The organism is Oharaeibacter diazotrophicus (assembly GCF_004362745.1).
Classification (GTDB): Bacteria; Pseudomonadota; Alphaproteobacteria; order Rhizobiales; family Pleomorphomonadaceae; genus Oharaeibacter; species Oharaeibacter diazotrophicus.
Map to the genome: position 1 here is coordinate 409445 of NZ_SNXY01000010.1, position 25518 is coordinate 434962.

24 protein-coding genes and 1 tRNA gene are annotated in these 25518 nt (G+C 72.1%); 18 read left to right on the forward strand and 7 right to left on the reverse strand.

Going from position 1 to position 25518, the window contains the following annotated elements:
- Nucleotides 1-94 precede the first annotated feature (94 nt).
- Nucleotides 95-2065, forward strand: a complete 1971-nt coding sequence (gene dnaG, locus EDD54_RS19560) for a DNA primase (protein ID WP_126538942.1) — start codon at nucleotides 95-97, stop codon at nucleotides 2063-2065.
- A 464-nt stretch (nucleotides 2066-2529) separates the two neighbouring features.
- Entirely contained in the window at nucleotides 2530-4554 is a 2025-nt protein-coding gene (rpoD, locus tag EDD54_RS19565) for an RNA polymerase sigma factor RpoD (protein ID WP_126538940.1), read from the forward strand.
- A gap of 134 nt (nucleotides 4555-4688) precedes the next feature.
- Here the strand turns inward: rpoD and EDD54_RS19570 are convergent, their stop codons facing one another.
- On the reverse strand, nucleotides 4689-4952 hold the full coding sequence (locus EDD54_RS19570) for a DUF2798 domain-containing protein (RefSeq protein ID WP_126538938.1): 264 nt from the start codon (nucleotides 4950-4952) through the stop codon (nucleotides 4689-4691).
- A gap of 267 nt (nucleotides 4953-5219) precedes the next feature.
- On the opposite strand from EDD54_RS19570, the gene EDD54_RS19575 reads away from it, so the two are divergent.
- Both EDD54_RS19575 and EDD54_RS19580 read left to right on the forward strand, forming a co-directional pair.
- The gene (locus tag EDD54_RS19575) at nucleotides 5220-5501 is read left to right on the forward strand and encodes an HlyU family transcriptional regulator (RefSeq protein WP_126538936.1); all 282 of its coding nucleotides are present in this window, start codon (nucleotides 5220-5222) and stop codon (nucleotides 5499-5501) included.
- Between the two features lie 62 nt (nucleotides 5502-5563).
- A complete protein-coding gene (locus tag EDD54_RS19580; protein WP_165644336.1) occupies nucleotides 5564-6136 on the forward strand; it encodes a Uma2 family endonuclease in 573 nt (190 codons plus the stop codon).
- Between the two features lie 49 nt (nucleotides 6137-6185).
- Here the strand turns inward: EDD54_RS19580 and EDD54_RS19585 are convergent, their stop codons facing one another.
- Complete coding sequence (locus EDD54_RS19585; RefSeq protein ID WP_126538932.1) at nucleotides 6186-6713, reverse strand: DUF1993 domain-containing protein; 528 nt, start codon at nucleotides 6711-6713, stop codon at nucleotides 6186-6188.
- Between the two features lie 190 nt (nucleotides 6714-6903).
- Here EDD54_RS19585 and EDD54_RS19590 point away from each other — a divergent pair, with 190 nt between their 5' ends.
- The 4 genes from EDD54_RS19590 (at nucleotide 6904) to EDD54_RS19605 (ending at nucleotide 9390) form a co-directional block, all read left to right on the forward strand.
- Complete coding sequence (locus tag EDD54_RS19590; protein ID WP_245515825.1) at nucleotides 6904-7464, forward strand: Uma2 family endonuclease; 561 nt, start codon at nucleotides 6904-6906, stop codon at nucleotides 7462-7464.
- A 16-nt stretch (nucleotides 7465-7480) separates the two neighbouring features.
- Complete coding sequence (locus EDD54_RS19595; protein WP_126538928.1) at nucleotides 7481-7882, forward strand: acyl-CoA thioesterase; 402 nt, start codon at nucleotides 7481-7483, stop codon at nucleotides 7880-7882.
- 143 nt (nucleotides 7883-8025) lie between these two features.
- On the forward strand, nucleotides 8026-8439 hold the full coding sequence (locus EDD54_RS19600; RefSeq protein WP_126538926.1) for a ketosteroid isomerase-related protein: 414 nt from the start codon (nucleotides 8026-8028) through the stop codon (nucleotides 8437-8439).
- A gap of 60 nt (nucleotides 8440-8499) precedes the next feature.
- Nucleotides 8500-9390, forward strand: a complete 891-nt coding sequence (locus EDD54_RS19605) for a carbon-nitrogen hydrolase family protein (protein ID WP_126538924.1) — start codon at nucleotides 8500-8502, stop codon at nucleotides 9388-9390.
- A 131-nt stretch (nucleotides 9391-9521) separates the two neighbouring features.
- On the opposite strand, the gene EDD54_RS19610 is transcribed toward EDD54_RS19605, so the two are convergent.
- Entirely contained in the window at nucleotides 9522-10238 is a 717-nt protein-coding gene (locus EDD54_RS19610) for an SIMPL domain-containing protein (protein WP_165644335.1), read from the reverse strand.
- 178 nt (nucleotides 10239-10416) lie between these two features.
- Between EDD54_RS19610 and EDD54_RS19615 the strand changes: the two genes are divergently transcribed.
- Nucleotides 10417-10492: transfer RNA gene (locus tag EDD54_RS19615), tRNA-Ile, on the forward strand.
- A 148-nt stretch (nucleotides 10493-10640) separates the two neighbouring features.
- Here the strand turns inward: EDD54_RS19615 and EDD54_RS19620 are convergent.
- Together EDD54_RS19620 and EDD54_RS19625 are read right to left on the reverse strand one after the other, a co-directional pair.
- Nucleotides 10641-11945 carry an ATP-binding protein gene (locus tag EDD54_RS19620; protein WP_126538919.1) on the reverse strand — a complete coding sequence of 435 codons (1305 nt, stop codon included), beginning with the start codon at nucleotides 11943-11945 and terminating at the stop codon, nucleotides 10641-10643.
- Complete coding sequence (locus tag EDD54_RS19625; protein WP_126538917.1) at nucleotides 11942-12655, reverse strand: response regulator; 714 nt, start codon at nucleotides 12653-12655, stop codon at nucleotides 11942-11944. Before EDD54_RS19625 ends, EDD54_RS19620 begins: the two co-directional genes overlap by 4 nt.
- 203 nt (nucleotides 12656-12858) lie before the next feature.
- On the opposite strand from EDD54_RS19625, the gene EDD54_RS19630 reads away from it, so the two are divergent.
- The 3 genes from EDD54_RS19630 to EDD54_RS23275 all read left to right on the forward strand — a co-directional run bounded on the left by EDD54_RS19630 (nucleotide 12859) and on the right by EDD54_RS23275 (nucleotide 14677).
- On the forward strand, nucleotides 12859-13365 hold the full coding sequence (locus EDD54_RS19630) for a hypothetical protein (protein WP_126538915.1): 507 nt from the start codon (nucleotides 12859-12861) through the stop codon (nucleotides 13363-13365).
- 80 nt (nucleotides 13366-13445) lie between these two features.
- The gene (locus EDD54_RS19635; protein WP_126541809.1) at nucleotides 13446-13835 is read left to right on the forward strand and encodes an EF-hand domain-containing protein; all 390 of its coding nucleotides are present in this window, start codon (nucleotides 13446-13448) and stop codon (nucleotides 13833-13835) included.
- A 5-nt stretch (nucleotides 13836-13840) separates the two neighbouring features.
- Complete coding sequence (locus EDD54_RS23275; protein ID WP_207620247.1) at nucleotides 13841-14677, forward strand: sterol desaturase family protein; 837 nt, start codon at nucleotides 13841-13843, stop codon at nucleotides 14675-14677.
- A gap of 81 nt (nucleotides 14678-14758) precedes the next feature.
- Here the strand turns inward: EDD54_RS23275 and EDD54_RS19645 are convergent, their stop codons facing one another.
- A complete protein-coding gene (locus tag EDD54_RS19645; RefSeq protein WP_126538913.1) occupies nucleotides 14759-15655 on the reverse strand; it encodes a hypothetical protein in 897 nt (298 codons plus the stop codon).
- A gap of 147 nt (nucleotides 15656-15802) precedes the next feature.
- Here EDD54_RS19645 and EDD54_RS19650 point away from each other — a divergent pair, with 147 nt between their 5' ends.
- Entirely contained in the window at nucleotides 15803-16057 is a 255-nt protein-coding gene (locus EDD54_RS19650) for a hypothetical protein (protein ID WP_126538911.1), read from the forward strand.
- 166 nt (nucleotides 16058-16223) lie between these two features.
- Nucleotides 16224-18617, forward strand: a complete 2394-nt coding sequence (locus tag EDD54_RS19655) for a sulfatase-like hydrolase/transferase (protein WP_166653470.1) — start codon at nucleotides 16224-16226, stop codon at nucleotides 18615-18617.
- 182 nt (nucleotides 18618-18799) lie between these two features.
- On the opposite strand, the gene EDD54_RS19660 is transcribed toward EDD54_RS19655, so the two are convergent.
- Nucleotides 18800-19837, reverse strand: coding sequence for a formylglycine-generating enzyme family protein (locus EDD54_RS19660; RefSeq protein WP_126538907.1), 1038 nt, complete (start codon nucleotides 19835-19837; stop codon nucleotides 18800-18802).
- Nucleotides 19838-19991: 154 nt separating this feature from the next.
- Between EDD54_RS19660 and EDD54_RS19665 the strand changes: the two genes are divergently transcribed.
- The 4 genes from EDD54_RS19665 (at nucleotide 19992) to EDD54_RS19680 (ending at nucleotide 25516) form a co-directional block, all read left to right on the forward strand.
- Nucleotides 19992-20522 carry a DUF2478 domain-containing protein gene (locus tag EDD54_RS19665; protein ID WP_126538905.1) on the forward strand — a complete coding sequence of 177 codons (531 nt, stop codon included), beginning with the start codon at nucleotides 19992-19994 and terminating at the stop codon, nucleotides 20520-20522.
- A 154-nt stretch (nucleotides 20523-20676) separates the two neighbouring features.
- On the forward strand, nucleotides 20677-22626 hold the full coding sequence (locus EDD54_RS19670; protein ID WP_126538903.1) for a S8 family peptidase: 1950 nt from the start codon (nucleotides 20677-20679) through the stop codon (nucleotides 22624-22626).
- A gap of 140 nt (nucleotides 22627-22766) precedes the next feature.
- Complete coding sequence (gene ppk2, locus EDD54_RS19675) at nucleotides 22767-23807, forward strand: polyphosphate kinase 2 (protein ID WP_208112238.1); 1041 nt, start codon at nucleotides 22767-22769, stop codon at nucleotides 23805-23807.
- A 1106-nt stretch (nucleotides 23808-24913) separates the two neighbouring features.
- Nucleotides 24914-25516 (forward strand): DUF4893 domain-containing protein, encoded by a 603-nt coding sequence (locus tag EDD54_RS19680; RefSeq protein ID WP_165644791.1) that lies wholly within the window; start codon nucleotides 24914-24916, stop codon nucleotides 25514-25516.
- Nucleotides 25517-25518: the final 2 nt, after the last annotated feature.

Consider the following 25518-nt stretch of genomic DNA (forward strand, 5'->3'; position numbering starts at 1 on the left):
ACGCCACGGTCGGCCTGCGCTTCCGCTGGTGACGGTGGATGGCGTGGCGCCGGCGATAGTGGCCGCCGGGTCGGCGGGGTAGTAGGATGGCACCATGCGTTTCCCGCCCCACGTCCTCGACGACATCCGCAACCGGCTGCCGATCTCCCAGGTGGTCGGCCGGCGCGTGACCTTCGACCGCCGCAAGAGCCAGCCCGCCCGCGGCGACTTCTGGGCCTGCTGCCCGTTCCACCAGGAGAAGACGCCGTCGTTCCACTGCGACGACCGCCGCGGCATCTACCATTGCTTCGGTTGCGGGGCGACCGGAGACCACTTCAAGTTCGTCACCGAGACCGAGGGGCTCGGCTTCGGCGAGGCTGTCGAGCGGCTCGCCTCCGAGGCCGGCGTCGCGCTGCCGAAGGCAGATCCGCGCGAGCGCGAGCGCGAGGCGGTCCGCGTCGACCTCTCCGGGGCCTGCGAGATCGCGGCGAAGTTCTTCGAGCAGCGCCTGCGCGCCCCCGAGGGCCGGCCGGCGCGCGACTACCTGATCCGCCGTGGCCTGACCGAGAAGACCGTGGCCGAGTTCCGGATCGGCTGGGCGTCCGACGAGCGCGACGCGCTGAAGCGCCACCTCGTCCAGAACGGCGTCGCCGAGGAGGTCGCGGTCACCGCCGGCCTCCTGATCAAGCCGGAGGACGGCCGCTCGTCCTACGACCGCTTCCGCGGCCGGGTGATGATCCCGATCCACGACGAGCGCGGCCGCGTCGTCGCCTTCGGCGGCCGCACCCTCGATCCGGACGGCCAGCCGAAGTACCTCAACTCGCCGGAGACGCCGATCTTCCACAAGGGCACGATGCTGTTCAACGTGCACCGGGCCCGCGAGGCGGCGCACAAGTCGGGCTCGATCGTCGTCACCGAAGGCTATCTCGACGCCATCGCCGTGCACCAGGCCGGCATCCGCAACGTCGTCGCCGCCCTCGGCACCGCCTTCACCGAGGACCATATCCAGCGGCTCTGGCGCCTCGCGCCCGAACCGGTGATCTGCTTCGACGGCGACCGCGCCGGCATTGCCGCGGCGCACCGGGCGATCGACCGCATCCTGCCCGTCCTGAAGAGCGGCTTCTCCTTCAACTTCTGCTTCCTGCCCGACGGCAAGGACCCCGACGACGTCGTCCGCGCCGGCGGCGCCGAGGCCTTCCTGGCCGAGACCGCCAAGGCCCGCCCGCTGTCGGAGGTGCTGTGGGAGCGCGAGGCCGCCGGCGCGCGCATCGACACGCCCGAGCGCAAGGCGGCGCTGGAGGCGCGCGTCGACGAACTCGTCCGCCTGATCCGCGACGACAGGGTGGCACGGCGCTACCGGCTGGCGCTCCGGGTCAAGCTGTCCGAACTGTTCTGGGCGCACGACCGCCGGACGCGCTCGGGTTCCGCGCCGGGGACCGGCGAGCGCGGCGCTCCGGCCGCGGCGCCGATGGCCGCGGGCGTCGACCTCCGGCCGGCCGACGACCCGGAACTCGCCGCGATCGAACGCATCCTGCTCGGGCTCTGCGTCGAGTATCCCGACCTCTACGAGGCCAACATCGAGCGGCTGGTGCGCACCGAGTTCCGCGTCAAGGCGCTGGAAGACTTCAAGCGCGCGCTCTACCGCATCGCCGTCGACCTCGACGAGAGTTCGGTGTCGAGCTTCTACGAGGCGCTCGACGGCCGCTTCTACTTCGTGCTCAACGAGGTCCACGGCGACGAGGCGCGGCGCGAGGGTGCGGTGACCGCGCCGCGCGGCCACAAGCTGCGCGAACGGCTGCCGATCCTGCGCTTCCACCCGCCGGAGAGCTTCGTCGAGACCTGTTTCGACATCCTGATCGAGCGGTTGTCGCTGCGCGCGCTCGCCGGCGACATCGAGCACGACATGGCCGCGGTGGGAGAGGCCACCGACGAGGAGCAGGCGACGCGCATCTTCGAACTGGCGCGCGAATTGACCCGCCGCCGCGAGGAACTCGCCCGCCGCGAGGCCGAACTCGCCGAAGCCGCCAAGGCGATCCGCGCCGCCACCACCGGCGGGCGCGCCTCGGCGGCGGCGCTGTGGCATTGAGGGCGCGTCCGGCCGCCGATTCGCCGGTGCCGCGAATCACCCTTGCGGATTCCTCGCCGCTCGCTACATAGACGAGTCCGGGAAGGGGTACCCCATTCCCGCGCGAAGGATGCGCGCCACGCGTCGCCCGAGGGCGGCCGGCCGACGACGTCGCGGATCGGGGTGCTCGCGGACCGCATCGGGCTTTCCAGGGCGCGACGAGACGGGACGGGACGAACCATCGCAAGCGGAACGGCGTTGCGAGGGATCGTGGCCGGCCCTCGTTCGGCTTGGCACGGGCCCGTGGCGTGGTCGGTTTTGCCGGCCGGGCAGAGTTAAAGCGGGTTTAAGGGCTGGACGGGCATTTTCCCGAGTGGTGCGACCGCTCGGGATCGCGGCTTCCGGGCGGAGGCGGCGGGTCCGGACGGATGGCGGGACAGGCCCGGCGCGGCAGGACGGCGCGACGGCCGACGGCGGAGACGGACATGGCGACGAAAGCGACCGAAGCGGACGAAGCGACGGAAACCGGCGCGGAGAGCCCGGACAGCCCGCTGCTCGACCTCTCGGATGCCGCCGTCAAGCGGATGATCAAGCTGGCGAAGAAGCGCGGCTACGTCACCTACGACGAGCTCAACGAGGTGCTCCCCTCCGAGGAGGTGACCTCCGAGCAGATCGAGGACACGATGGCCATGCTCTCCGACATGGGCATCAACGTCATCGACGCCGAAGAGGCCGAGGAGAACCAGGGCGCGGCCCAGGCCTCCGCCGACGCCGAGGGCGGCGACGAAGAGGCCGGCGAGCTCGCCGAGAGCACCGGCACCGCGGTCGCCCGCACCACCACCACGCGCGAGCCGACCGACCGCACCGACGACCCGGTGCGCATGTACCTGCGCGAGATGGGCTCGGTCGAGCTCCTGTCCCGCGAGGGCGAGATCGCCATCGCCAAGCGCATCGAGGCCGGCCGCGAGGCGATGATCGCCGGCCTCTGCGAGAGCCCGCTGACCTTCCAGGCCATCATCGTGTGGCGGGACGAGCTCAACGAGGGCAAGATCCTCCTGCGCGACATCATCGACCTCGAGGCCACCTACGCCGGCCCGGACGGGCGCGGCGCGCCGCTGCCCGGCATGGGCGAAGGCGGCGAGGCGGCGGAGGAGGGCGGCGGCGAAGCCGCGCCCGGTCCCGGCGCCGGGGGCGAGGAGACGCCCGAGCCGGAGATGATGGACGAGGACGACATGGAGAACAACATCTCCCTGTCGGCCATGGAAGCCGAACTCAAGCCGAAGGTGCTCGAGACCTTCGACCGCATCGCCGAGAACTTCAAGAAGCTGCGCCGTCTGCAGGAGCAGCACGTCGAGAACCGGCTGAAGAACACCACCCTGTCGCCGTCCCAGGAGCGCCGCTACAAGAAGCTCGAGGAGGAGATCCAGGAGGATGTCAAGTCGCTCTCGCTCAACGCCGCCCGCATCGAGGCGCTGGTCGAGCAGCTCTACGACATCAACAAGAAGCTGATGGGCCTCGAGGGCCGCCTGCTCCGCCTGGCCGAGAGCTACGGCGTCAAGCGCGAGGACTTCCTGCGCGAGTACCAGGGCTCCGAGCTCGACCCGAACTGGATCCGCCGCGTCGCGTCGCTGTCGTCGCGCGGGTGGAAGGAATTCGTGGCGCGCGAGAAGGAGGACATCCGCGAGCTCCGGCAGTCGATCCAGAACCTCGCCACCGAGACCGGCCTCGAGCCCGGCGAGTACCGCCGGATCGTCCATCTGGTGCAGAAGGGCGAGAAGGAGGCCCGGCAGGCCAAGAAGGAGATGGTCGAGGCGAACCTGCGCCTCGTGATCTCGATCGCCAAGAAATACACCAACCGCGGCCTGCAGTTCCTGGACCTGATCCAGGAGGGCAACATCGGCCTGATGAAGGCGGTCGACAAGTTCGAGTACCGCCGCGGCTACAAGTTCTCGACCTACGCCACTTGGTGGATCCGGCAGGCGATCACCCGCTCGATCGCCGACCAGGCCCGCACCATCCGCATCCCGGTGCACATGATCGAGACGATCAACAAGATCGTCCGGACCTCGCGCCAGATGCTGCACGAGATCGGCCGCGAGCCGACGCCGGAGGAGCTGGCCGAGAAGCTGGCGATGCCGCTCGAGAAGGTGCGCAAGGTCCTCAAGATCGCCAAGGAGCCGATCTCGCTCGAAACGCCGATCGGCGACGAGGAGGACAGCCACCTCGGCGACTTCATCGAGGACAAGAACGCGATCCTGCCGATCGACGCGGCGATCCAGTCGAACCTGCGCGAGACGACCACGCGCGTGCTGGCCTCGCTCACCCCGCGCGAGGAACGCGTGCTGCGCATGCGCTTCGGCATCGGCATGAACACCGACCACACCCTCGAGGAGGTCGGCCAGCAGTTCTCGGTCACCCGCGAGCGCATCCGCCAGATCGAGGCGAAGGCGCTACGGAAGCTCAAGCACCCGAGCCGCAGCCGCAAGCTCCGCAGCTTCCTCGACAATTGATACCGGCCCCGCCCGCGTCGCGACGCGGGCGGGGTTACGGCCATTCGGCCTGCGCCCGGTCGGGCGCTCGGCGCGCCATCCCTCGACGAGGCCGCCCGTGCGAAGAGCCCGGGCGGCCTCGCCGTTTCCGGCCGTCAGCGGCCGGGGGCGGCGACCAGCAGCCCGACGATCCGCCGCACCAGCGGCAGCACGAGCAGCAGGGTGGGAAAGGCGACCACCCAGGACAGCGCCCAGGCGGTCGGCCAGACGTGGACGAATTCGGGCACGGGCCCGAGGCTGCGCAGGGTGGAGACGAGCGACACCACCAGCGTCATCAGCACCGACAGGATGAAGGGCATGACGACGGGGGCCCAGTGGGCGGGCAGCTTGCGCGAACGCGCGCGGACATCAGTGTTCATGGGAAGATCCGGGACATCTGCCCGGCAACGGGAGCGATCCATACGTCGACGCCTCCGGCCGGGCCGGTTGATGCGTTGCCTGACGTCGGACGCTTACGGCGCCCGCCATCTCTGTCGATGGATCGGCGCGAGCGGGAGAAGACCACCGCGGCGGCAGCGAGTCAAGGCAGTGGTCGTGGACGACTGCGCCACCCCCGCCCTTGACGGGCGGCGCCGGCGCGGGTTTACCGGAACGAGGCGGCGTCGTGCCGCGTGGAGCTGGTGGCGATGTCGTTCCTGAAGAAGCTGTTCGGTCTCGGCGGCGGCGCCGCCACGCCGGCCGGGCCGGCGCCGGCCTTCGAGTACAAGGGCTTCCTGATCCGGGCGACCCCGGTCGCCGAGGGCGGCGAGTGGCGGGTTTCCGGCGTCGTGGTCGAACTCGGCGAGGGCGGGCGCGAACTGCCGTTCCAGCGCGCCGACCGGATGTCGTCGAAGGACGAATGCGTCGAGATCACCTTCCAGAAGGGCCGGCAGATCATCGACGACCACCGCGGGCGCCCGTTCGGCTGAACGCTTCGGCGTGCACGGGTCTACGCTTTGGCGTGCACCGCGGGCGTGGTAGCATCCGCTCCATGAACAAGCCGGTCGTGATCGCCCAGGACGGACTGCCCCGCCGCCTCTTCTCGGTGGCCGACGTCGACCGCATGGTCGAGGCCGGGATCATCGGCCACGACGAGCGCGTCGAGATCGTCGACGGGGAGATCCTGCCGATGTCGCCGAAGGGCCCGCTGCACGAGACCTTCAAGCAGCATCTCACCATCCACTTCGCCCGCAACCTGCCGGCGGGGACGACCTTCATCCAGGAAGCCGGCTGGCGGCTCGGCGAGATGCTCTATCTCGAGCCGGACTACCTGTTCTTCCCCGACCGTCTCGGCATCGCCACCGTCGGCGGCCCGGACGCGCTGCTGGTCGTCGAGGTCGCCGACACCTCGCTCGGCTACGACGCCGGCCGCAAGGTCGAGCTCTACGCCCGGCTCGGCGTGCGCGAATACTGGGTCGTCGAGGCCCGCACCCGCGAGACCCGCGTCCACCGCGAGCCCGACGGCGGCCATTTCGGCCGCCGCTTCGTCGCCGGTCCCGACGACGTGCTGGCGCCGCATCTCCTCGCCGGCCTGACGCTGCGCCTTTCCGACCTGCCGCTCTGACCACGTGCGGCGCGGACCGGGAGGTCCGCACCGCCGTCCGCGTCCAGCCTCAGACGAACTCGAGCCCCGGCACCGCGCCGAGGAAGTCCGGCTTGCCGATCTCGACGCCGTTGGCGCGCAGGATCCCGTAGGCGGTGGCGAGGTGGAAGTGGAAGTTCGGCAGCGCGTAGTGGAGGAGATAGGCCGTCGCCTCCATGCGGCCGCGCTTGGTCGGGCCCATCGGGAACTCGATCGTGCGGCCGGGCGCGGCGGCGACCAGCGCCGGGTCGATGCCGCCGAGGACGGCGAGGGTGCGCTCGATGCGGGCGCGCAGGTCGGCGAGGGTGGCCTCGTCGTCGGCGAAGGCCGGAGCCTCGACGCCGGCGGCGCGGGCGGTGGCGTTCTTGGCGAAGTCGCAGGCGATCTGGACCTGACGGGCCAGCGGGTACATGTCGGCGATCAGCCGGCAGCCCGGCAGAACGGCGGGGCCGACCCGCCGGGCCTCGGACCAGGCCTCGGCCTTGCCGAGCACGGCCGAGAGCGCGCCGAGCGAGCGCACGAACACGGGAACGGTGATGGTGTAGGCGTCGATCGTCATCCGGTGGTCTCCTCGTGGCGGCCGTGCCGCGGCACCCGCGCCGCGCCGGGATAGCGGTTCGGCACCGCCGCGGAAAGAGGGTGCCGGCCCGACGGCGCTTGCCGGCCGGCCGGCCGGTGCTATCCTCCCGGGCATGAACCACGTTCTCCCCCTTCGGCCAGAACCGGCCCGGACCCAGGCGGCCGACGGCATGCCGCGCCGGGCCTTCACCGTCGCGGAGGTCGAGGCGATGGTGCGCGCCGGCATCGTCGGCGCCGACGAGCGCTTCGAGATGATCGGCGGGGAGATCGTGCCGATGTCGCCCAAGGGCGCCCGCCACGAGTGGGTGAAGATCGAGCTGAACCAGCATTTCCAGACGGTCAGGCCGAACGACTTGACGATCGCGCAGGAGACGACCCTGCGCCTCGACGAGCGCTGCTTCCTCGAGCCCGATTTCTGCGTGTTCCGCCGCCAGGGCGGGCCGCCGGAGATCGACGGCTCGCTGGTGCTGCTGGCGGTCGAGGTCGCCGACAGCTCGCTGCGCTACGATCTCGGCCGCAAGATCGCGGTCTACGCCGCCTACGGCGTGCGCGAGGTCTGGGTGGTGAACGCCCTGACGCTGGTCACCCGCATCCATCGCCGCCTCGGCGTCGCCGGCTACGGCGAGGTCGTGGACCTCGGCGCGGCCGAGCGCCTGGAGCCGATGCTGGTGCCGGCCCTCGCCGTCACGCTCTCCGACCTCGGGCTCGCCCCGTCGACCGACCCGACCTGAAGAGGACCTCGACCCCATGGCCGACACCACCCAGGCGGCGACCGAGCAGCCGCGCGGCGACCTCACGGTGCGCCAGATCGCGATGCCCGCCGACACCAACGCCAACGGCGACATCTTCGGCGGCTGGGTGATGAGCCAGATGGACCAGGCCGGCGGCATCGCCGGTGTCGAGCGGGCGCGCGGCCGTGTCGTCACCGTGGCGGTCGACGGCATGATCTTCCACCGGCCGGTCAAGGTCGGCGACGTGCTCTGCGTCTACACCGAGGTGACGGCGGTCGGGCGGACCTCGATGAAGATCCGCATCGAGGCCTGGGCCCGGCGCTTCCGCACCGAGGGGCGCGAGAAGGTCACCGAGGCGGTGTTCACCTTCGTCGCGATCGACGACGAGGGCCGTCCGCGGCCGGTGCCGACGCTCTGATCCGGGCGGCGCGGTGGCGGTGTCGCGCCGCGGCGGGTCCGGACCGTACCCTCGCCCGTCCGGCGCGAGGGAACCGCGACGGGGGCGCTCGCCGTTTCCCGTCGCACGCCGCGGCGACGGCGGCGCGGCAGGGAGGAAGGGCCATGGCCGCTGACGAGACCATCGCGCTGGTCCGGCGCTATTTCGAGGCGCTCGACGCCCGCTCCATCGCCGGCGTGCTGGCGACGCTCGACCCGGAGGTGGTCCACGACGTCAATCAGGGCGGCCGGCGGATCGGCCGCGAGGCCTTCGAGAGCTTCCTGATCCACATGGCGCGGTGCTACCGCGAGACCTGTGCCGACCTCGTCGTGTTCGCCAGCGACGACGGTGGCCGCGCCGCCGCGGAATACACCCTGCGCGGCACCTACGAGGCCACCGAGGACGGCCTGCCCGAGGCGCGCGGGCAGCGCTATTCGATCGCTGGCGGCTCGTTCTTCGCGATCGAGGACGGTCTGATCGTCCGCGTCACCAGTTACTACAACCTCGAGGACTGGCTCGCCCGGATCGCCGAGGGCTGACGGGGGCGGCGGGTCGGTTTCCGCCGCCGGGAGGGGTGGCGGCCGCAACGGAGAGACGAGATGCGCGAAGTCCGCGTGGCCGCGGCCCAATACCCGATCGACCGCTTCGACGGCCTCGACGCCTACGAGGCCAAGCTCGCCGGCTGGATCACCCGTGCCGCCGAGGCAGGCGCGCAGCTGCTGGTGTTCCCCGAATATGCCGCGATGGAACTCGGCGCGCTCGCGCCCGATCCCGGCGACCTCGCCGGCTCGACCGACGTGGTGGCCCGGCTCCTGCCGGAGATCGACGCGCTGCACCGGACGCTGGCGCGCCGCCACGGCGTCCACGTCCTCGCCGGCTCGGCGCCGGTGAAGGGCGGCGACGGCCTGTTCCGCAACGTCGCCCGGCTGTTCACGCCCGGCGGCGCGGTCGGGCGGCAGGAGAAGGTGATGATGACGCGCTTCGAGCGCGAGCCCTGGGGCGTCGTCGGCGGCGGGCCGATCACGGTCTTCCGCACCGCGCTCGGCATCGTCGGCGTCTCGATCTGCTACGACGTCGAGTTCCCGCTGATCGCGCGGGCGCAGGCCGAGGCCGGCGCCGAGATCATCCTCGCCCCGTCGACGACCGAGACGCTGCACGGTTACTGGCGCGTCCGCCACGGCGGGCAGGCGCGCGCGCTCGAGAACCAGTGCTACGTCGTCCACGCCCCGACCGTCGGCGAGGCGCCGTGGTCGCCGGTGGTGGCGGCCAACCGCGGCGCGGCCGGCGTCTACGGCCCGCCCGACGGCGACTTCCCCGACGACGGCGTCGTCGCCCTCGGCGAGCGCGACGTGCCCGGCTGGGTCCACGCCCGCCTCGACCTCGACCGCGTCGCCGCGCTCCGGGCCGACGGCGGCGTGCTCAACTTCGCGCACTGGCCGGAGCAGGGCGTGGTGACCGCCCCGTCGGCCGAGGTGGTCGACCTGCGCTGAGGTCGCATCCCGAGCGACGGTTCGCCGGCTCCGGCGGGACGATGAGCCGGCTCATCATTGAAGCGGCAACCGTCCCGCCCGTCGCCCGTGCGATGCCCCGGCCGGGGGGGCCGGACATCGTCGTCCCGTCGTCACGGCTTCGGGCGGATCTCCCAGGAGACGTTGACGGTGACCTGGAGTTCCTGCTCGCCGGCGGCGATCGGCACGTCCTCGGCGGCGCGCTTGGCCATCATCGCGGGGGCGGCGTAGGGCATCGCCCCGCCGCTCTCGGAGACCGAGAGGATGCGGACCAGCTCGAAGCCGCCGGCCTCGGCGTAGATCTTCGCCTTGGCGGCGGCGGCGCGCATCGCGTCGGCGCGGGCGCGGTCGAGCAGGGCGTCCTCGTCGGCGCGGCCGAAAGCGATGCCCTGGACCTGGTTGGCGCCGACGCGCACGACCTTGTCGAGCAGGCCGCCAGTCTGGGTGACGTCGCGGATCTTGACGGTGACGAGGTTGGAGACGCGGTAGCCGACCACGCGCGGCGGGTCCTGGGTGCCGTCGTCGCGGGCCTGCGGGTAGACCGTGACCGGCTCGATCGAGAAGTTCGACGTCGCCATGTCGCGGTCGGCGATGCCGGCGGCCTCAAGGCTCTCGAAGGTCTTGCGCATGGCGGCGTTGTTGGCCTCGAGGGCCGCACCCGCGGTCTCCGCCTGCTCGACGACGCCGAGCGTGACCGTCGCAGTGTCCGGGACCGCCGTGACGCTGCCCTCGGCCGAAAGGTTCAGCGTCGGCACCGGCGGCTCGGCGCGCGCGGCCACCGGCACGGCGGCGAGGGCGGCGATCAGGGCGGCGCGTGTCACGATCCTCATGGCGTCGAGATCCTCCCGTTGGTCGCGGCCGGCCACGGCGGGGCCGGTCCATGGCCGATCGGGTCGCATCCGATTACGGCCGATTCAAGAGCCTCCCGCCCGCCACCCGCCATCCGAGCACGAACCGCCCGCACCCGGGTGGACAGCGCGCCCGCAAATCACTACCAAGTCCGTTCGGGGGCCTGTAGCTCAATGGTCAGAGCCGACCGCTCATAACGGTTTGGTTGCAGGTTCGAGTCCTGCCGGGCCCACCATCTCGCTTCGTGGCGGCTGGTCGTTCAGCCCGCGTCCCGCATCTCTTCCGCCGGTCGAACCGCCCTCCGAGGCCGCCGTCTTTTCGAAGAGGCGGGGAGAGGACCGGGATCGGCGTTCGTCGTTCGGTCGGCGTCCGCGCGACGCCGCTCACGCACCGGCGAGCGGCAGGTCGAGCGTTGCGCGGAAGCGTCCGTCCGCCCGCGCGTAGACGACCTCGCCGCCGTGGAGGCGGGCGATCTCGTCGACGATGGCGAGGCCGAGGCCGGTGCCGGTGCCGTCGGCCGAGCGGGCGGCGTCGCCGCGGACGAAGGGCTGGCGCAGGCGGTCGACCTCGTCCGGCGCGATGCCCTCGCCGGCGTCGGAGACGACGAAGCGGATCCGGTCGTCCCGGACGTCCGCCTCGAGCCCGACGGGCGCGGCGCCGTAGCGCAGCGCGTTGTCGACGAGGTTGGCGAGCGCCCGGCGCAGCGCCTCGGGGCGCCCCTGCAGCGTCGCGTCCGCATCCGGCGGCGCGACGACGACGCCCTCGGCGCCGTAGCGGGCGTCGAACGCGTCGAGGAGGTCGCGGACGGAGATCGCGGCCGGCGGCTCCGCCGCGAAGCCGCGGGCGAAGGTGAGGAACTGCGACAGGATCCGTTCCATGGCGTCGATCTGGCGCTCGGCGGCGTCCATCAGCGCACGGTCCTCCGCGTGCATCATCGACAGGGCGAGGCGCAGCTTGGTCAGCGGGGTGCGGACGTCGTGCGAGATGCCGGCGAGCACCATGCGGCGCTCGTTGTCGGCGTCCTGTAGGCGCCGCATCATGCCGTTGAAGCTGCGCGTGACCTCGGCGAGGTCGCGCGGGCCCGCCTCCGGCAGGGCCTCGGGCAGGTCGACCAGCGTCGCCCGCTCGCTGGCGACCCTGAGGTCGGTCAGCGGCTTCAGGAGCCGGCGCGTGAAGTTGGTGGCGACCACGGCGGAGATCGCGGCCGAGGCCAGCGCGCAGATCGCGAAAAGGCCGAGGATGCCGAGGCGTGGCAGCGTGCGCACCGACACCCAGTAACCGTCCGGCCCGATGGTGATGTGGACCCAGAGCCGGCCGAGCACGTCGGTGCGCCAGTGGAGGTCGCCGCGCGGGCCGAGCGCGTCGGAGAGCGCGTTCATGAACACCCGTTCGACCAGCAGCGGCGCCCCGCCGCCGTCGTCCGGGACGTCGGTGTCGTCGCGCAGGTCCAGCCAGCCGGACCGCTCCAGGTGCCCGATCAGCCGCGCCCGTCCCTCCGGGCCGACCTCCGACGCCGCGTCCGCCACCGCCACCACGCTCTCCGCCGTGGCGCGGGCGATGCGACGCATCTCGGGCACCAGCACCGCGACGGTGAACGAGGCGATCGTCAGGACCTGCGCCGCCAGCACCGCGGCGACGGTGGAGGCGAGCACGCGGCCCCACAGCGTGCGCGGCCAGCGTGCCCTCACGGCCCGTCCCCCGGCTTGGCGAAGACGTAGCCGTGGCCCCAGACGGTGCGGATCCAGACCGGGGCGTCGGGGTCGTCGCCGATCGCCTTGCGCAGGCGCGCGATCTGGACGTCGACGGCGCGGTCGGTCACCTCCGCGTCGCGCCCGATCGCCAGTTCGATCAACTGCGCCCGCGACAGCGGGCGGCCGGCATGCGCGACCAGCGTCTTCAGGAACACGAACTCGCGGGTGGTGAGGTCGACGCGCTCGCCGTCGCGGGTCAGTGCGAGGCGGTCGAAGTCGAGCACGAAGGGCCCGAAGGCGACCGATCCGGCCATTGGCAGTCCGAGCGGCGAGGCCTGCCGGCGCCGCATCAGCGCGCCGATCCGGGCGAGCAGCTCGCGCGGCAGGAAGGGTTTGGCGAGATAGTCGTCGGCGCCCATCTCGAGCCCGAGGACCCGGTCGACCGGATCGCCGCGCGCCGTCAGCATGATGATCGGCGTCTGGTCGCCGGCTGCGCGCAGGCGGCGGCACACCGCCAGCCCGTCCTCGCCCGGCATCATCAGGTCGAGGACGACGACGTCGGCGGGTTCGCGGGCGAGCGCACGCGTGAGCGATGCGCCGTCCGGCACGGCGCGCACGGACAGACCGTTCTCACCGAGATAGCGCTGGATCAACGCCCGCATTTCGGCGTCGTCGTCGACCACGATCACACGGCCCTGTGCCGCCATGCCTTCACCTCCGATCCGCTCCGACGACCTTAGGCGCCCGTCGCGCGCCGTCGCGACGGTCGAGTTGTTACAGGATGCTACGAATCGGCCGCCCTGCATCACCTTGCAACGCATCGGCGGTTTCCCGGCACGACGACGCAACATCCCCGGCCCATCGTCCTCCCATCGCAGACGCGATCGGAACACCGAACCGGGAGAAAGCCATGAAGAAGACCCTCGCCACCCTCGCCGCCGCCCTCGCCGTCGCGGTTGCCTTCGCCTCGGTCGCCGAAGCGGCCTCGGGCCGGATCGTCCGGCGCGGCCAGAACGGCGCGTTCGCCGCCGGATCGGTCAAAGGCAACGCCTATGCCCGCGGCTGGGGCGTGCGCAAGAACGCCGACGGCTCCACCTCGGCGGCGAGCGGCGGCGCCTTTCGTCTCGACAACGGCGCCGTCGGCGGGCGCGCTTCCACCACGACCGTGAACCCCGACGGCAGCGTGGCGCACCGCGGCGGCTTCGCGGCGAGCGGGGCCAGGGGCAGCGTGAACAGCCAGGGCGGCTTCACCCGCAATGCCGACGGCACCGTCTCCGGCGGCCGCGACACCAACGTCACCGCGGCCAACGGCAACGGGTACTCCGGTTCGACCACCTACGACAGCACCAACGGTCTCAGCCACAGCGGCAGCTGCCACGACGCCTCCGGCGCCGCGATCGCCTGCCCGACCCGCTGACCCGGCCGCGGGCTTCGCCGGCCGGAACCGGCGGAGCCCCTTCCCGACGTCCGTCCCCGCTTCCGAAGAGAACCGCCCCGATGTCCTACCGCTTCCCGATCGCCGCGCTCGCGACCCTGGTCGCGACCCTCGCGCTCGCACCGACGGCGGCCGTCGCCGCCGACGGCCGCTTCGCGCGGATGTTCCGCGCCGCCGACACCGACGGTGACGGCCGCGTCACCCGCGCCGAGTTCCTGACCGCCCGCGCCGCCGGTTTCGATCGGCTGGACCGCGACGGCGACGGCATCGTCGACCGCGGCGGGGCAACCGGTCGCCTCGTCGCCCGTCGGGTCGCCGCCATGGACGCCGACGGCGACGGTCTGGTCACCCGCGCCGAATTCGAAGCCGCCCCGACGCCCGGCTTCGACCGCGCGGACGGCAACGGCGACGGCGCCGTCGACGCCGCCGAACTCGCCCGGCTGCGGGAGTGAGCGCCGTGCCGGCCGCATTCTCCCAGCATCCCGCCGCCTTCGGCATCCTCGCCGTGCTGGCCGCGGGGCTGATCGTGGCCGAGGCGGTCGCGACCATCCGGCTCGCCCGGCGCGGCTTCGATCTCCGCGACACCCTGCTGTCATTGGGCGTCGCGCTCGGCCACGTCCTCGTCCGTCCGCTCGACGTCGCGGTGTTCGCCGCGGTGTTCCCGGTGGCCGCGGCGGCGGCACCCTGGCAACTGCCGATCGAGCGGCCGGCGACCTGGATCGCCGGCTTCCTCGTCACCGAGTTCTCCTATTACTGGATGCACCGGGCCAGCCACCGCGTGCGCTGGCTCTGGGCCTCGCATTCGGTGCACCACTCGTCGACCACCTTCACGCTCGCCTCGGCGCTCCGCCTCGCCTGGACGGGTGTCCTCTCGGGCGAGTGGCTGTTCTTCGTGCCGGCGGTCCTGCTCGGCTTTCCGCCCACGATGGTGGCCGCCCTGCTGGCGGCGAACCTCGTCTATCAGTTCGTGTTGCACACCGAACTGTCGCCGCGCTGGGGGCCGCTCGAGCGTGTGCTCAACACCCCGTCCCACCACCGCGTCCACCACGCCGCCGACGGCGTCTACCTCGACCGCAACTACGGCGGCGTCCTGATCGTGTTCGACCGCCTGTTCGGCACCTTCGCCGCCGAGCGCCCGGACGTGCCGCCGACCTACGGCATCGCCGGCGTCGCGCCGGACCGCGATCCGGTCTCGATCGCCTTCGGCGAGTGGCGGCGCATGGCGGCCGACCTCGGCCGGGCCGGCTCGTGGCGCGCCGCCGCGGCGATCCTGTTCGGCCCGCCGGGGGGCTGACCGGTCGCCCGGGCCGCGGCCGAGCGGCGCCGGCGTGGCCGATGGCCGGAACGGACGATGGTCGAGGCGGCGCGACGGGACTCAGAGGCCGGGCCGGCGCGCCAGCACGGCCTCGGCACCCTCGGCGACGGCGGCGAACATGGCGTCGAAGAAGGCGGCGAAGGCCGCGCCGAAGCGCGGCGTCAGCGTGACGGTGGCGCCGGTGCGGCCGACGATCGCCAACAGGCCGGCGGCCTCGGCGGTGCGCAGGATCTCGAGCACGTGTCCGCGCGAGACCAGGAAGCGGCGGGCGAGGTCGGTGACGACGATGCGGTGTTCGCCGACCGCGCCGCCGGTCTGCTCGAGGATCGAGAGCAGGACGACGAGGCCCGAGGCGTGCTCGACGACGTCGGTGATGGCCGGCGCGGCGTCGACCACGCGGAAGCCGGCCTCGAAGCGGGCGGCCATGGTGCGGACCAGCACCGCGAGGCCGGCGTCGTCGGCGATCGCCGCGATCACCGCCGGCGCCTCGGGTAGGAGCGGCTCCAGCATCGCCAGCATCTCGCTCCAGCGCTCGCGGTGCAGGGCCACGAAGGCGGGCGTCGGCACGAGCGCGCGCAGGCGCCGGTCGGCGCTCTCGCTCGGCTCGAGCAGCCGCATCACCCGGAACACGGCCAGCATGGCGCGGGCGCGGCCGCGGCTGCAGATGCCGTGGCGCTGGCAGAAGTCCTGCAGGCGGGTCGCCGTCAGCGGGGCGCCGTCGGCGCCGCCGAAGCCGAGGTCGAGCACGACGAGACCGGTGATGAAGCGGCCGCGGTCGTTGAGGACGCGGTTGAGGATGCGGTGGCCCTCGAAGCGGGCGACGATCGACCGCCCGGTCCGCGCCGCCACCGCCGCGAAGGCAGGGTGCGCGGCGAGCGTGCCGAGCAGGGGCGGCGGCGCCTTCGGCCCGGCCGCGATACTGTCAAGAATCGACGTTGAGCCGATCGCGCCGTCCAAGCACCATCCTCCCGCGACGAGACGTGATTTTCCACTTTCGACAGACTAGCAGCGCCGGTCGCCGCGGTCATGGCGGGCGCTTGCGCGATTTCTGGTCGGATTTGGCGACACGGCGACGAGGAGGGTGACACGGTGGGATTTCGGACGATGGTTTTCCTGGCGGCCACGGCCGTCGCGACGCCGGTGTGGGCCGACGGCGCGGCTGCGGACGCCTGTGCGAGCAAGCTCGGCGCCGAGGCCGGCGCGATCTATGCGGCGGCGCGGCCGGGTGTCGCCGCCGGCGGCGACCTGAAGGCGACGATCACCGACGCGACCAAGGCGCTGGTGAAGGCCGGCAAGATCGCCCGTGCCGACGCCAGGTCCAACGCTCAGGCGGCCGGGGCCTGCCTGAAACTCATCTGACACCGGGCTCGAGAGATCCCGACCTCCGGTCGGAGCGTCGCTAGCGGGGAGCGCCCGACCGGGCGGCGGCCGGATGGCCGAAACCCCGCGACGTCCCGAGGAGTCGGGACGTCGCGAGGGCAGGTACGAGAACCGATCCGGGGCACCGGGAACGAGGAGGGACGTCGTGAAGACCACGGGGAACAAGCTCGCGGCCGTCGTCGCCGCCGCGCTGGCCGCGACGGTGCCGGCGGAGGGCGGCGCGGGCGCCGCGCCGGCGGGGCCGCCGAACATCCTGTTCGTGATCCTGGACGACGTCGGCGTCGACCAGATGGCGAGCTTCGGTTTCGGCGGCGTCTCGCCGCCGAAGACCGTCAACATGGACCTGATCGCCGCCGCCGGCGTCAAGTTCACCAACGTCTGGGGCATGCCGGAGTGTTCGTCGAGCCGGGCGGCCTATTTCACCGGCCGCTATCCCTCGCACACCGGCGTCGGGCAGGCGATCCTCGGCAACCACCTGCCGCAGAGCTACGTCTCGCCCTTCGAGACCACGCTGCCGCGCGTGCTGGCCAAGGCCGGCTACAAGAGCGCCATGGTCGGCAAGTACCACCTCGGTGACGAGCTCGACCCGGCCGGCGCCTGCGCCCCCGCGAGCCGCGGCTTCGACGCCTTCATCGGCGCCATGAGCGCCGGCCCGCCCTCGATCGACCGGACCGCCGGCGGCGTCGACCCGTCGGGCGCACAGGCCTGCGGCTACTTCCAGACCGACGCCGCCGGCGCCTGCTACACCAAGGCGGCCGACGGCACGGTCGGCTGCACCGAGATCGACTCCGGCAACGCCCTGCGCGGCACCAGCCCCTCGCGCAGCTGCCTGCAGAGCGGCGGCGTGTTCGCGCCGAACCTGACCTGCTCGGACGCCCGGCCGACCGGCCTGACCTTCGACAACGAGAACGCCTACTACGTCTGGACCCGGACCACCGTCAGCGGTCCGAAGTCGCCCTATTTCGCCGCCGAGAGTTGCGGTCGCGACCGGCTCGACCGCCGCTTCATGACGGGCGCACAGGGCAACGACGGCGTGTCGTGGTGGCGCGCCCAGTCCGGCCCGCGGATGATGACGCTGAGCTTCAACGCGATGCACACGCCGTTCCAGAAGGCGGGCACCGGCTTCGTGCCCGACCCGGCCGATCCGGACAGTGCCTGCAACAGCCTCGCGCCGGAGCGGTTCCTCATCAACAGCGTGCTCGAAGGCGCCGACGCCGCGCTCGGGCGGGCGATGGGGCAGATGGGGCTGGCGAAGCTGAAGCCCGACGGCCGGACCATCGACCACCTCACCCTCGGCAACACCATGGTGGTGATCGTCGGCGACAACGGCAGCTTCGGCCCGACCGTGCGCGCCACCGACGGCTTCAGCGTCACCCGCTCCAAGGGCACGGTCTACCAGACCGGTGTCTGGGTGCCGCTGATCGTGGCCGGCGCCAAGGTCGCCGCGCCGGGCCGCTCGGTCGACGCCCTGGTCAACATCACCGACCTCTACCGCCTGTTCGCCGAGGCCGCCGGCGTCGACGCCGACGTCGCGGTGCCGCCGAGCCACCGCATCGACGGCAAGCCGATGCTCGCCTACCTCACCGATCCCGGCACGCGGGCGATCCGCGAGATGAACTTCACCGAGCTCGATCCCGGCACCTATTCGCCGGATCCGGACGAGCGCAGCTGGCCCTGCGCGGTCGGCGGCGCCTGCTCGGACACGCTGTTCACCGGCGAGAGCTTCTGCCACGACAACGGCGGCACCTGGTACGGCCCCGGCGCGGAGAAGCAGTACGGCTCCTGCTGCGCGGTGCAGCTCGACAACCCCGACGCCGGCATCACCCTGACGCCGCTGAAGCAGATGGCCGCCCGCGTCGGGCGCTACAAGATGGTGCGCTCGACGAGCTTCGACTGCGCCACGCCGCTGGCCGGCTCCGGCCAGGAGGCCGCGCTGCCCTGGGCCGACTACGCCACCAAGACCGCCGACGAGTTCTACGACGTCGCCCGCACCACGGCGAACCCGACCGGCATGGACGTCGCCGGCCGCGACATGCTGGCGGACTGCGCCGCCGACGATCCGGCCGACTGCCTGCCGGCCGCCGCCCGCACCAGCTACCGTCGGCTGTCGGCGCTGATCGCCAAGGTCTCGCGCACCGCCGAGATCGACGCTTCATGCCGCGCCAAGGGCGACGGCGACATGGACATGCGGATCGGCCAATCCGACATCGCCGGCTGGCGAGCCTTCGACGGCAAGGGCCCGAGCCGCTACGACATCGACGTCGACGGCGAGACCGACGCCGACGACCTCGCGATCATCGAGGCCAACCTCGGCACCGACTGCATGTCGCTCTGCCGGCGCGCCGACCTCGACCGCAACGGCAAGCTCGAGGCCCGTGACGCTTCGCTGATCCTCGCCCAGTCCGGCCGCTGCGACGTGGTGACCTGCTCGGGCGACCTCGACGGCGACCGCATGGTCGACGCCACCGACCGCGCCCTCTTCAAGAAGGCGCAGGCGAGCTGTGGCGGCGGTGTCGTCGCCGCGGTCGAAGAGGACTGACCCGGATTTCCCCGCGCGGATGCCGGCCCGGCGTGGCCGGCCCGCGCGGGGCGAGGGCATCGTCCCCACGCGCCGACGGCTCCGTCCCGCAGCGGGGTCCGGCGGTCGCGCCCGGACGGGCACGACGCGGGCGGCGCCGGCGACGGCGCCGCCCGCGCGGCTCTTTGCGGGATCGGCAGCGCTCAGCCGCCGCGCAGGATGGTGCGGAAGCCGACGTGGGAGGAGCCGAGATCGACCTCGTGCGGCTGGCGAGCCGCCGGGCGGTAGCGGCCGCAGAAGGTGTCCGAGCAGAGCCAGGAGCCGCCCTTGATCACGGCGGTGGCGAAGGGCGCCGCCGCTTCGCCGGCGAGCACCGGCCCGGTGGTGTCCGGCGCCGGGTCGACGTGGTCGGCGGTCCAGGGGTCGACCGTCCATTCCCAGACGTTGCCGATCATGTCGAACAGCCCGAACGGATTCGGCCGGTAGCAGCCGACCGCTGCCAGCCCGTGCGCGCCATCCGCCGCCTCGTCGTAGACCGGGAACACGCCCTGCCAGGCGTTGGCGCGGTGCTCGCCGTCCGGCACCGCCACGTCGCCCCAGGCGTAGCGCTTGCCGACGAGGCCGCCGCGGGCGGCATATTCCCACTCCGCCTCGGTCGGCAGGTCGCGGCCGAGCCAGGCGGCGTAGGCGCGGGCGTCCGCGAGGGCGACGTGGACGACCGGGCGGTTGTCGGCGCCGTCTATGGTGCTGCCGGGGCCGGTCGGGTGACGCCAGTCGGCGCCCGGCGTGTAGACCCACCAGCTGCCCGGACGGATCCGCGTCTCCGGCGACGTCGGCATGGTGAACACCATGCTGCCCGGTACCAGCATCTCCTCCGGCAGGTCCGGATAGCGGCTGCGGTCGATGCCGCGTTCGGCGACGGTGCGGTAGCCGGTGGCGGCGACGAAGGCGGCGAATTCGGCGTTGGTGACCTCGTGGCGGTCGATCCGGAACGGTCCGACCGTCGCCTCGCGAACCGGCGCCTCCTCCGGATAGAAATCCTCCGCGCCGATCCGCACCGTGCCGCCGGGGAGTTCGGCCATGCCGGCGGTCGCCGCCTTCGGCCCGGAACCGGGCGGGCCGAAGCCCTTGGGCAGGCCGCGATAGGCGTCGCACAGCCGGGCGAGCGGATCCTCGGCCCGGGCGGGGCCGGCGATGCCGAAGGCGAGCAGCGCGGCGAGGGCGGTGGCGAGACGGGACATGGCCGCTCCGGTGGGATGGTCGGAACGGCAGTTCAGGCGGGCGGAACGGCCGGGCGCAACGTCGAAGTTTGGCCGGGCCGGCGCGCCCTCGGCGAAAGCACGTGTTCCCCGGGCGCGCCGACGTGCTAGTTTCCGGAACGTCCGGAGATCCGCCATGACCTCGAGCCTGCCCCTCGCCGCCATCTTCTTCGCCCGCGGCGAGACCGTCGACGACGTGCTCGCCGCCGCCGCCGAGACGCTCGCGGCCGAGGGCCTCGTCGTCGCCGGCACGGTGCAGGCGGTCGGCGCGGCGGAGGAGGGCTGCTGCGGTCCGATGCTGGTGCGCGACCTCTCCGACGGCACCGTCACGGTGATCTCCCAGGACCTCGGCAAACTGGCGACCGGCTGCCGGCTCGACGGCGGTGCGCTGGCCGAGGTCGCGGTCCGGCTCGACGCCGCGCTCGACCGCGGCGCCGACGTGCTCGTCGTCAACCGCTTCGGCAAGGCCGAAGGCGAGGGCGGCGGCCTGCGCAGCGTGATCGAGCGCGCGGTCGCCGACGGGCTGCCGGTGGTGCTCGCCGTGCGCGCCGACCACGCGGCGGTCTGGGACGCCTTCCACGCCGGCACCGCGACCACCCTGCCGGCCGACGCCGCCGCCGTGGTGCGCTGGTGCCGCGAGGCGATGGCCGCGCCCCGGGCGGCCTGACCGCTCCCCATCCTCGACGCCCGACCACGCCCGAAAATCCGACCCTTTGCGCCCTGATCGCCGCGGCGCGGGATCGGTGGATTCCCTCATGTGCACGTGGCATATTGTGGGCATTGCCGGGCCATGGTCCGAAACGACATCGGGGGGAGTGACGATGCGGGCGTTCGTTCTGTCGGCTTGGCTCGTCGTCGCGGCCATCCTGTGCGCGGCACCGGCGGCCCTGGCGGCCGACGTCGCCTTCGCGACGGCGGTGGCGGATGGCCGGATGTCGGCGGCGGACGCGGCCCGTTTCGAGGACGCGGACGTTTCCTATCACAGGGTGATGGTCCGCACGGCGGCCGGGCGGGCGGTGCTCGGTGGTGTCGACCACGACGCGCGCCGGGTGGCGCTCGCGCGCCGGGTCGGCGTGGTCGAGGCGCTGTTCGGCAGCGTCGAACGTGCCGCAGCCGACGCCGGCCTCCTGATGTTCGACCGCCAGGAGACCTTCTCGGCGACGCTGTCCACGGAGGAGATCCGCCGCCTGCTCGCCCATCCGGACGTCCGCCGGGTGCACCGCGTGCCGACCGCGCCGCTCGAGGCCGTGCTGCGCGGGGCGGCGGCCGGGGCGGACGCCGGCGCGGTGCAGAAGCTCGCCTTCGCCACCCTCGGCATCGACGAGATGAAGAAGGCCAAGCTCAACGGCGCCGGCCGCTCCGTCGCGATCATCGACAGCGGCATCGACATGACGCTACGGCAGATGAAGACCGCGGTGATCGACGGCTTCTGCTTCTCCCGCAACGACGCCCGCCTCGGCCTGAAGGGGACGTGCCCGATCGGCATCCGCTACGGCGCCCGTGGCCTCAAGGCGGGGGCGCAGACCTGCCGGGCTCTCGGCTGCGACCACGGCACCGCCGTCGCCTCGGTGATCGTCGGGGCGAAGACGTCGTCGGGCGGAATGGTCGTGCAGGGCGTCGCGCCGGCGGCCAAGATCGTCGCCGTCAACGCCGCGCGCTTCGACACGCGGACGAACATGATGATCGTCGCCTACGACGACATCCTCAGGGCCTACGAGACACTGTTCCCGGAAGTGGTGGCGCCGACCGGCCGGATCGCGAATTACCCGATCGCCGCGGTCAACGTCAGCGCCTCGGTCCCCTGCGATCTCGACGTCTACCAGGACGGCGACGATCAGGCCTACGCCATGCAGTCCTACGGCGTCGCGACCGTCGCGGCGGCCGGCAACGAGGGGCTGTGGTCGAAGACCGAGCAGGGATGGCCGGCCTGCAACTCGAGCGTCCACGGCGTCGGGGAACTCGATACCGCTTACAAGCCGACCGACATCACCAACTGGTCCGGCTATTACGCGGTCAGCCAGGGCTATCCGGTGGTCGACTCCGACATGGCCAAGGGCGGCTTCGCGGTGGCCGAGGGTAGTGGCACGTCGTTTTCCGCGCCGCTGGTGACCGGTGCGCACCTGCTCGGGCGGCAGGTCAACGGCCGGGGGCTGCTCGGCGCACCCAACGTCGACCTCTATTTCGATCCGGACCACGACAGCAACTACCGCCTCTACCACGGCCGGATTCCGCGCGTCGACGGCAAGGTCGCCTGGGACGGGCGCTTCGTCACCTTCGTGCCGAGCAAGATCAAGACCTATCAGCTGGATGCGCCGGATGAAGACGGCAAGCAGGAAGGCGACGTCTACTGCCGGGACTACGAGTACTATTCGTTCAATACGGCTTTCGATGAGTGGCACAAGTCGACGACCCTCGACTGCCAGTCCACCAATGATTTCACGGCCTACATGTACCCGTTCCTGCCGACCAACTACAAGGTCAGGCTGCTGGGACAGAATTTCCTGGCGCCGGTCGACCTGAAGGACGAGTACATCCACGGCTACAACGTCAGTGCGACGTCCGGCGCCGAGATGGACGACGACAAGTTCCGGGCCTGGACGAAGCCGCTGTTCGAGACCGAGGTGGTCATCACCAACGCCCGCGGCCAAGTCGTCGAACGCATGCCGGTCATGGTGACCAAGAGCAAGCGCATCTGCACGGGGCCGGATAAGAGCAAGACAAACCCCTCCAAGACCTGCGGCAAGTGCGTCTACGGCTGCAAGTATCGCTGAAGAGAGCCGCTCGACCGGACGCCGGGAACGAGGATTGATTCACGTCGTTATTGTTCTGGATCAATGCGCCGGCTCAGCGTCGGCGCGACACTCCGGTCGTACCGAAACGAGGCGGCCCGAGGCCGGAGGAGAGCCAGACGATGCAGGATCGCGAAGCCGTCGAGACCGGGGCCGCCGCGGCGGCCGGTGCCGTCGCCGCGGACGGGGCGCGCTCGATCATGGGCGCGGCCGCCGCCCTGGCGACCCCGCCGGCGCCGCCGAGCGAAGAGCCGCCGGCGACGCGCAAGGGCATGAGGACCGAGCGCCGCGAGGCGATCGAGCGGGTCAAGGCCGACCCGGAGGTGGTGCGGCGCGCCTTCGAGACCGGCGTCTACCCCTATGCCGACCGCCTGACCGAGGGCGTCTACATCAAGGAGATGATGAAGCTCCAGGTCGAGCTCCTGAAGGTGCAGAACTGGGTGCGCCAGACCGGCGAGCGCATCGTGGTGCTGTTCGAGGGCCGCGATGCCGCCGGCAAGGGCGGCACGATCAAGCGCTTCATGGAGCACCTCAACCCGCGCGGGGCGCGGATCGTGGCACTCGAAAAGCCGACCGACCGCGAGCGGACCCAGTGGTATTTCCAGCGTTACGTCGAGCATCTGCCGTCGGGCGGCGAGATCGTGTTCTTCGACCGCTCCTGGTACAATCGCGCCGGTGTCGAGCGGGTGATGGGCTTCTGCTCGCCGACCGACTATCTCGAATTCATGCGGCAGTGCCCGACGCTCGAGCAGATGCTGGTCCGCTCCGGGATCCGTCTCTACAAATACTGGTTCTCGGTGACCCAGGCCGAGCAGGCGCGCCGCTTCAAGGCCCGTCAGGTCGACCCGCTGAAGCAGTGGAAGCTGTCGCCGATCGACCTCGCCTCGCTCGACAAGTGGGACGAGTACACCGAGGCCAAGGAGGCGATGTTCTTCTACACCGACACAGCCGACGCACCCTGGGTGATCATCAAGTCCGACGACAAGAAGCGCGGCCGGCTGAACTGCATGCAGCACTTCCTGTCGACGCTACCCTACCCGAACAAGGACCCCGCGGTCGTCGTCGGGCCGGACCCGCTGATCGTCGGCAACACCGCCCACGTCATCGGGCACGACATGCACATCCTGGGCAAGACGCTGCATCCGGAGCAGCAGCGCGGCTGAACCGTCCGGCTTCGGCGCCCGGACCACGGGTGCCGGGGCCGGCCGTGTCGGGGCGGATTCCGTCCGGGCGCGGCGGGCGGCGCGCCAGCGCCAGGCGAGTTCCGCCGCCGCCCAGGCGAAGAGCACCGCGGCGAACCAGAGCGCCAGCAGCCGCGCCGCCGGCACCGCGCCGTTGAGTTCGCGGAAGGTGCCGAGGGCGAAGGCGGCGTACCAGGAGACGCCGGAGAGCGCGCCGGCCGCGAACAGCATCGAGCGGCGACGCGGCGGGTAGTCCTGGAACAACGGGCCGCCGATGTCGGAGATCAGCACCGGCAGGACGTGCCGGTGCACGAAGATGCCGTTGGCCGTCAGGACGACGACGATCACCGTCTTGGCCCAGAGCTTGGGATTGACGAGAAGATCCGGCATCGCGACCTGGTAGAGCGCGACGAAACCGATGCCGCTCGCCCACAACACCGCGAGGGCGACGCCGATCGCCTTCGAGACGAACTGGAATGTGCGGACGATGTCGGCGGTCACCGGCCAGCCGCGCATCCAGCGCAGGATCCAGAAGTCCAGCATGGTGACGCCGCCGAGGCCGATCGCGAATCCGACGAGGTGCAGCGCGATCAGGATCGTGCGCAGCTTCAACGGCGGCAGGCCGAGAAAACCGGGCAGCGCGAGCGCATAGGCCGCGTCCGGCGCCGGCGCCGGTTTCGCCGTGGCGGTGGGGGCGGCGACGGGGGGCGGAGCGGTCGTCGGCGCCGCTTCGGACGGGATGGCGACGGGAGCTGGGGGACCGGGCTCGGCCCCCGGAGCACCCGCGGAAGCGGACGGACCGTCGAGGCTGCCGCGGAGCGCGAGGCCGTCGTCGGCCGCCGCTGGCAGGGCCGCCGCGACGCCGGCGACCGCGGCGAGGACGAGGATCGTGCGGCGAAGGGCGGCGAGCATCGACGGCGGGTCCGGTTACGCGGGACGGGGGACCGGTCGATCCTGACAACCAAGGGCCAACGAAGTGTAAACCGTCCGACTACCGGCCACGGACGAGGGGTGGCCCGACTGCTTCTACCTTGCGGCCGCGGCGGCCGGCGGCGATGCTCGGAGGCCGACATCCGGAGCCCGCCACCTTGTCCCCACCCCCGACCCTCCGCCTCGCGACGGCGACCCTCGTGCTTCTCCTCGGGGCCGCACCGGCCGCGGCGACCACCTACCGCACCGGTGAACATCGCCTGACCGACCGCGACGTCGCCCGTCTCGACGCCTTCGAGCGGATGCGCGCCGCCGCCCTGGCGGGGGCGCGGGCCGGCGGCGAGGCGGCGGACCTCGAGGTGCTGGAAGCGGTGCTCGGTCCGGCCCGGGGCGTGCCCGGCGACCTCGAACTGGTCGGGCGCTACCGCTGCCGCTCGATCCAGATGGACGAGGGCCTGCCGCTGGTGGTCTACGGCTGGTTCAAGTGCGCGATCGACAACCAATATGCGGGTCCCCATCTCGTCAAGACGACGGGGTCGCAGATGTTCGACGGCCATCTCGGCACCACCGACGAGGACTGGCGGGTGTTCTGGGGTACCGCCTCTGTCTCCGGCGACGCGGCGGTCGCCTACGGCCGCGATCCCGAGCGCGACCGCGTCGGCCGCTTCACCCGGATCGGCGACGGGCATTATCGCCTGGAGTTCCCGGCGCCGATCGGCGGGACCAGCTTCGAGATCGTAGAGATCGAGAAGACGCGCTGAAA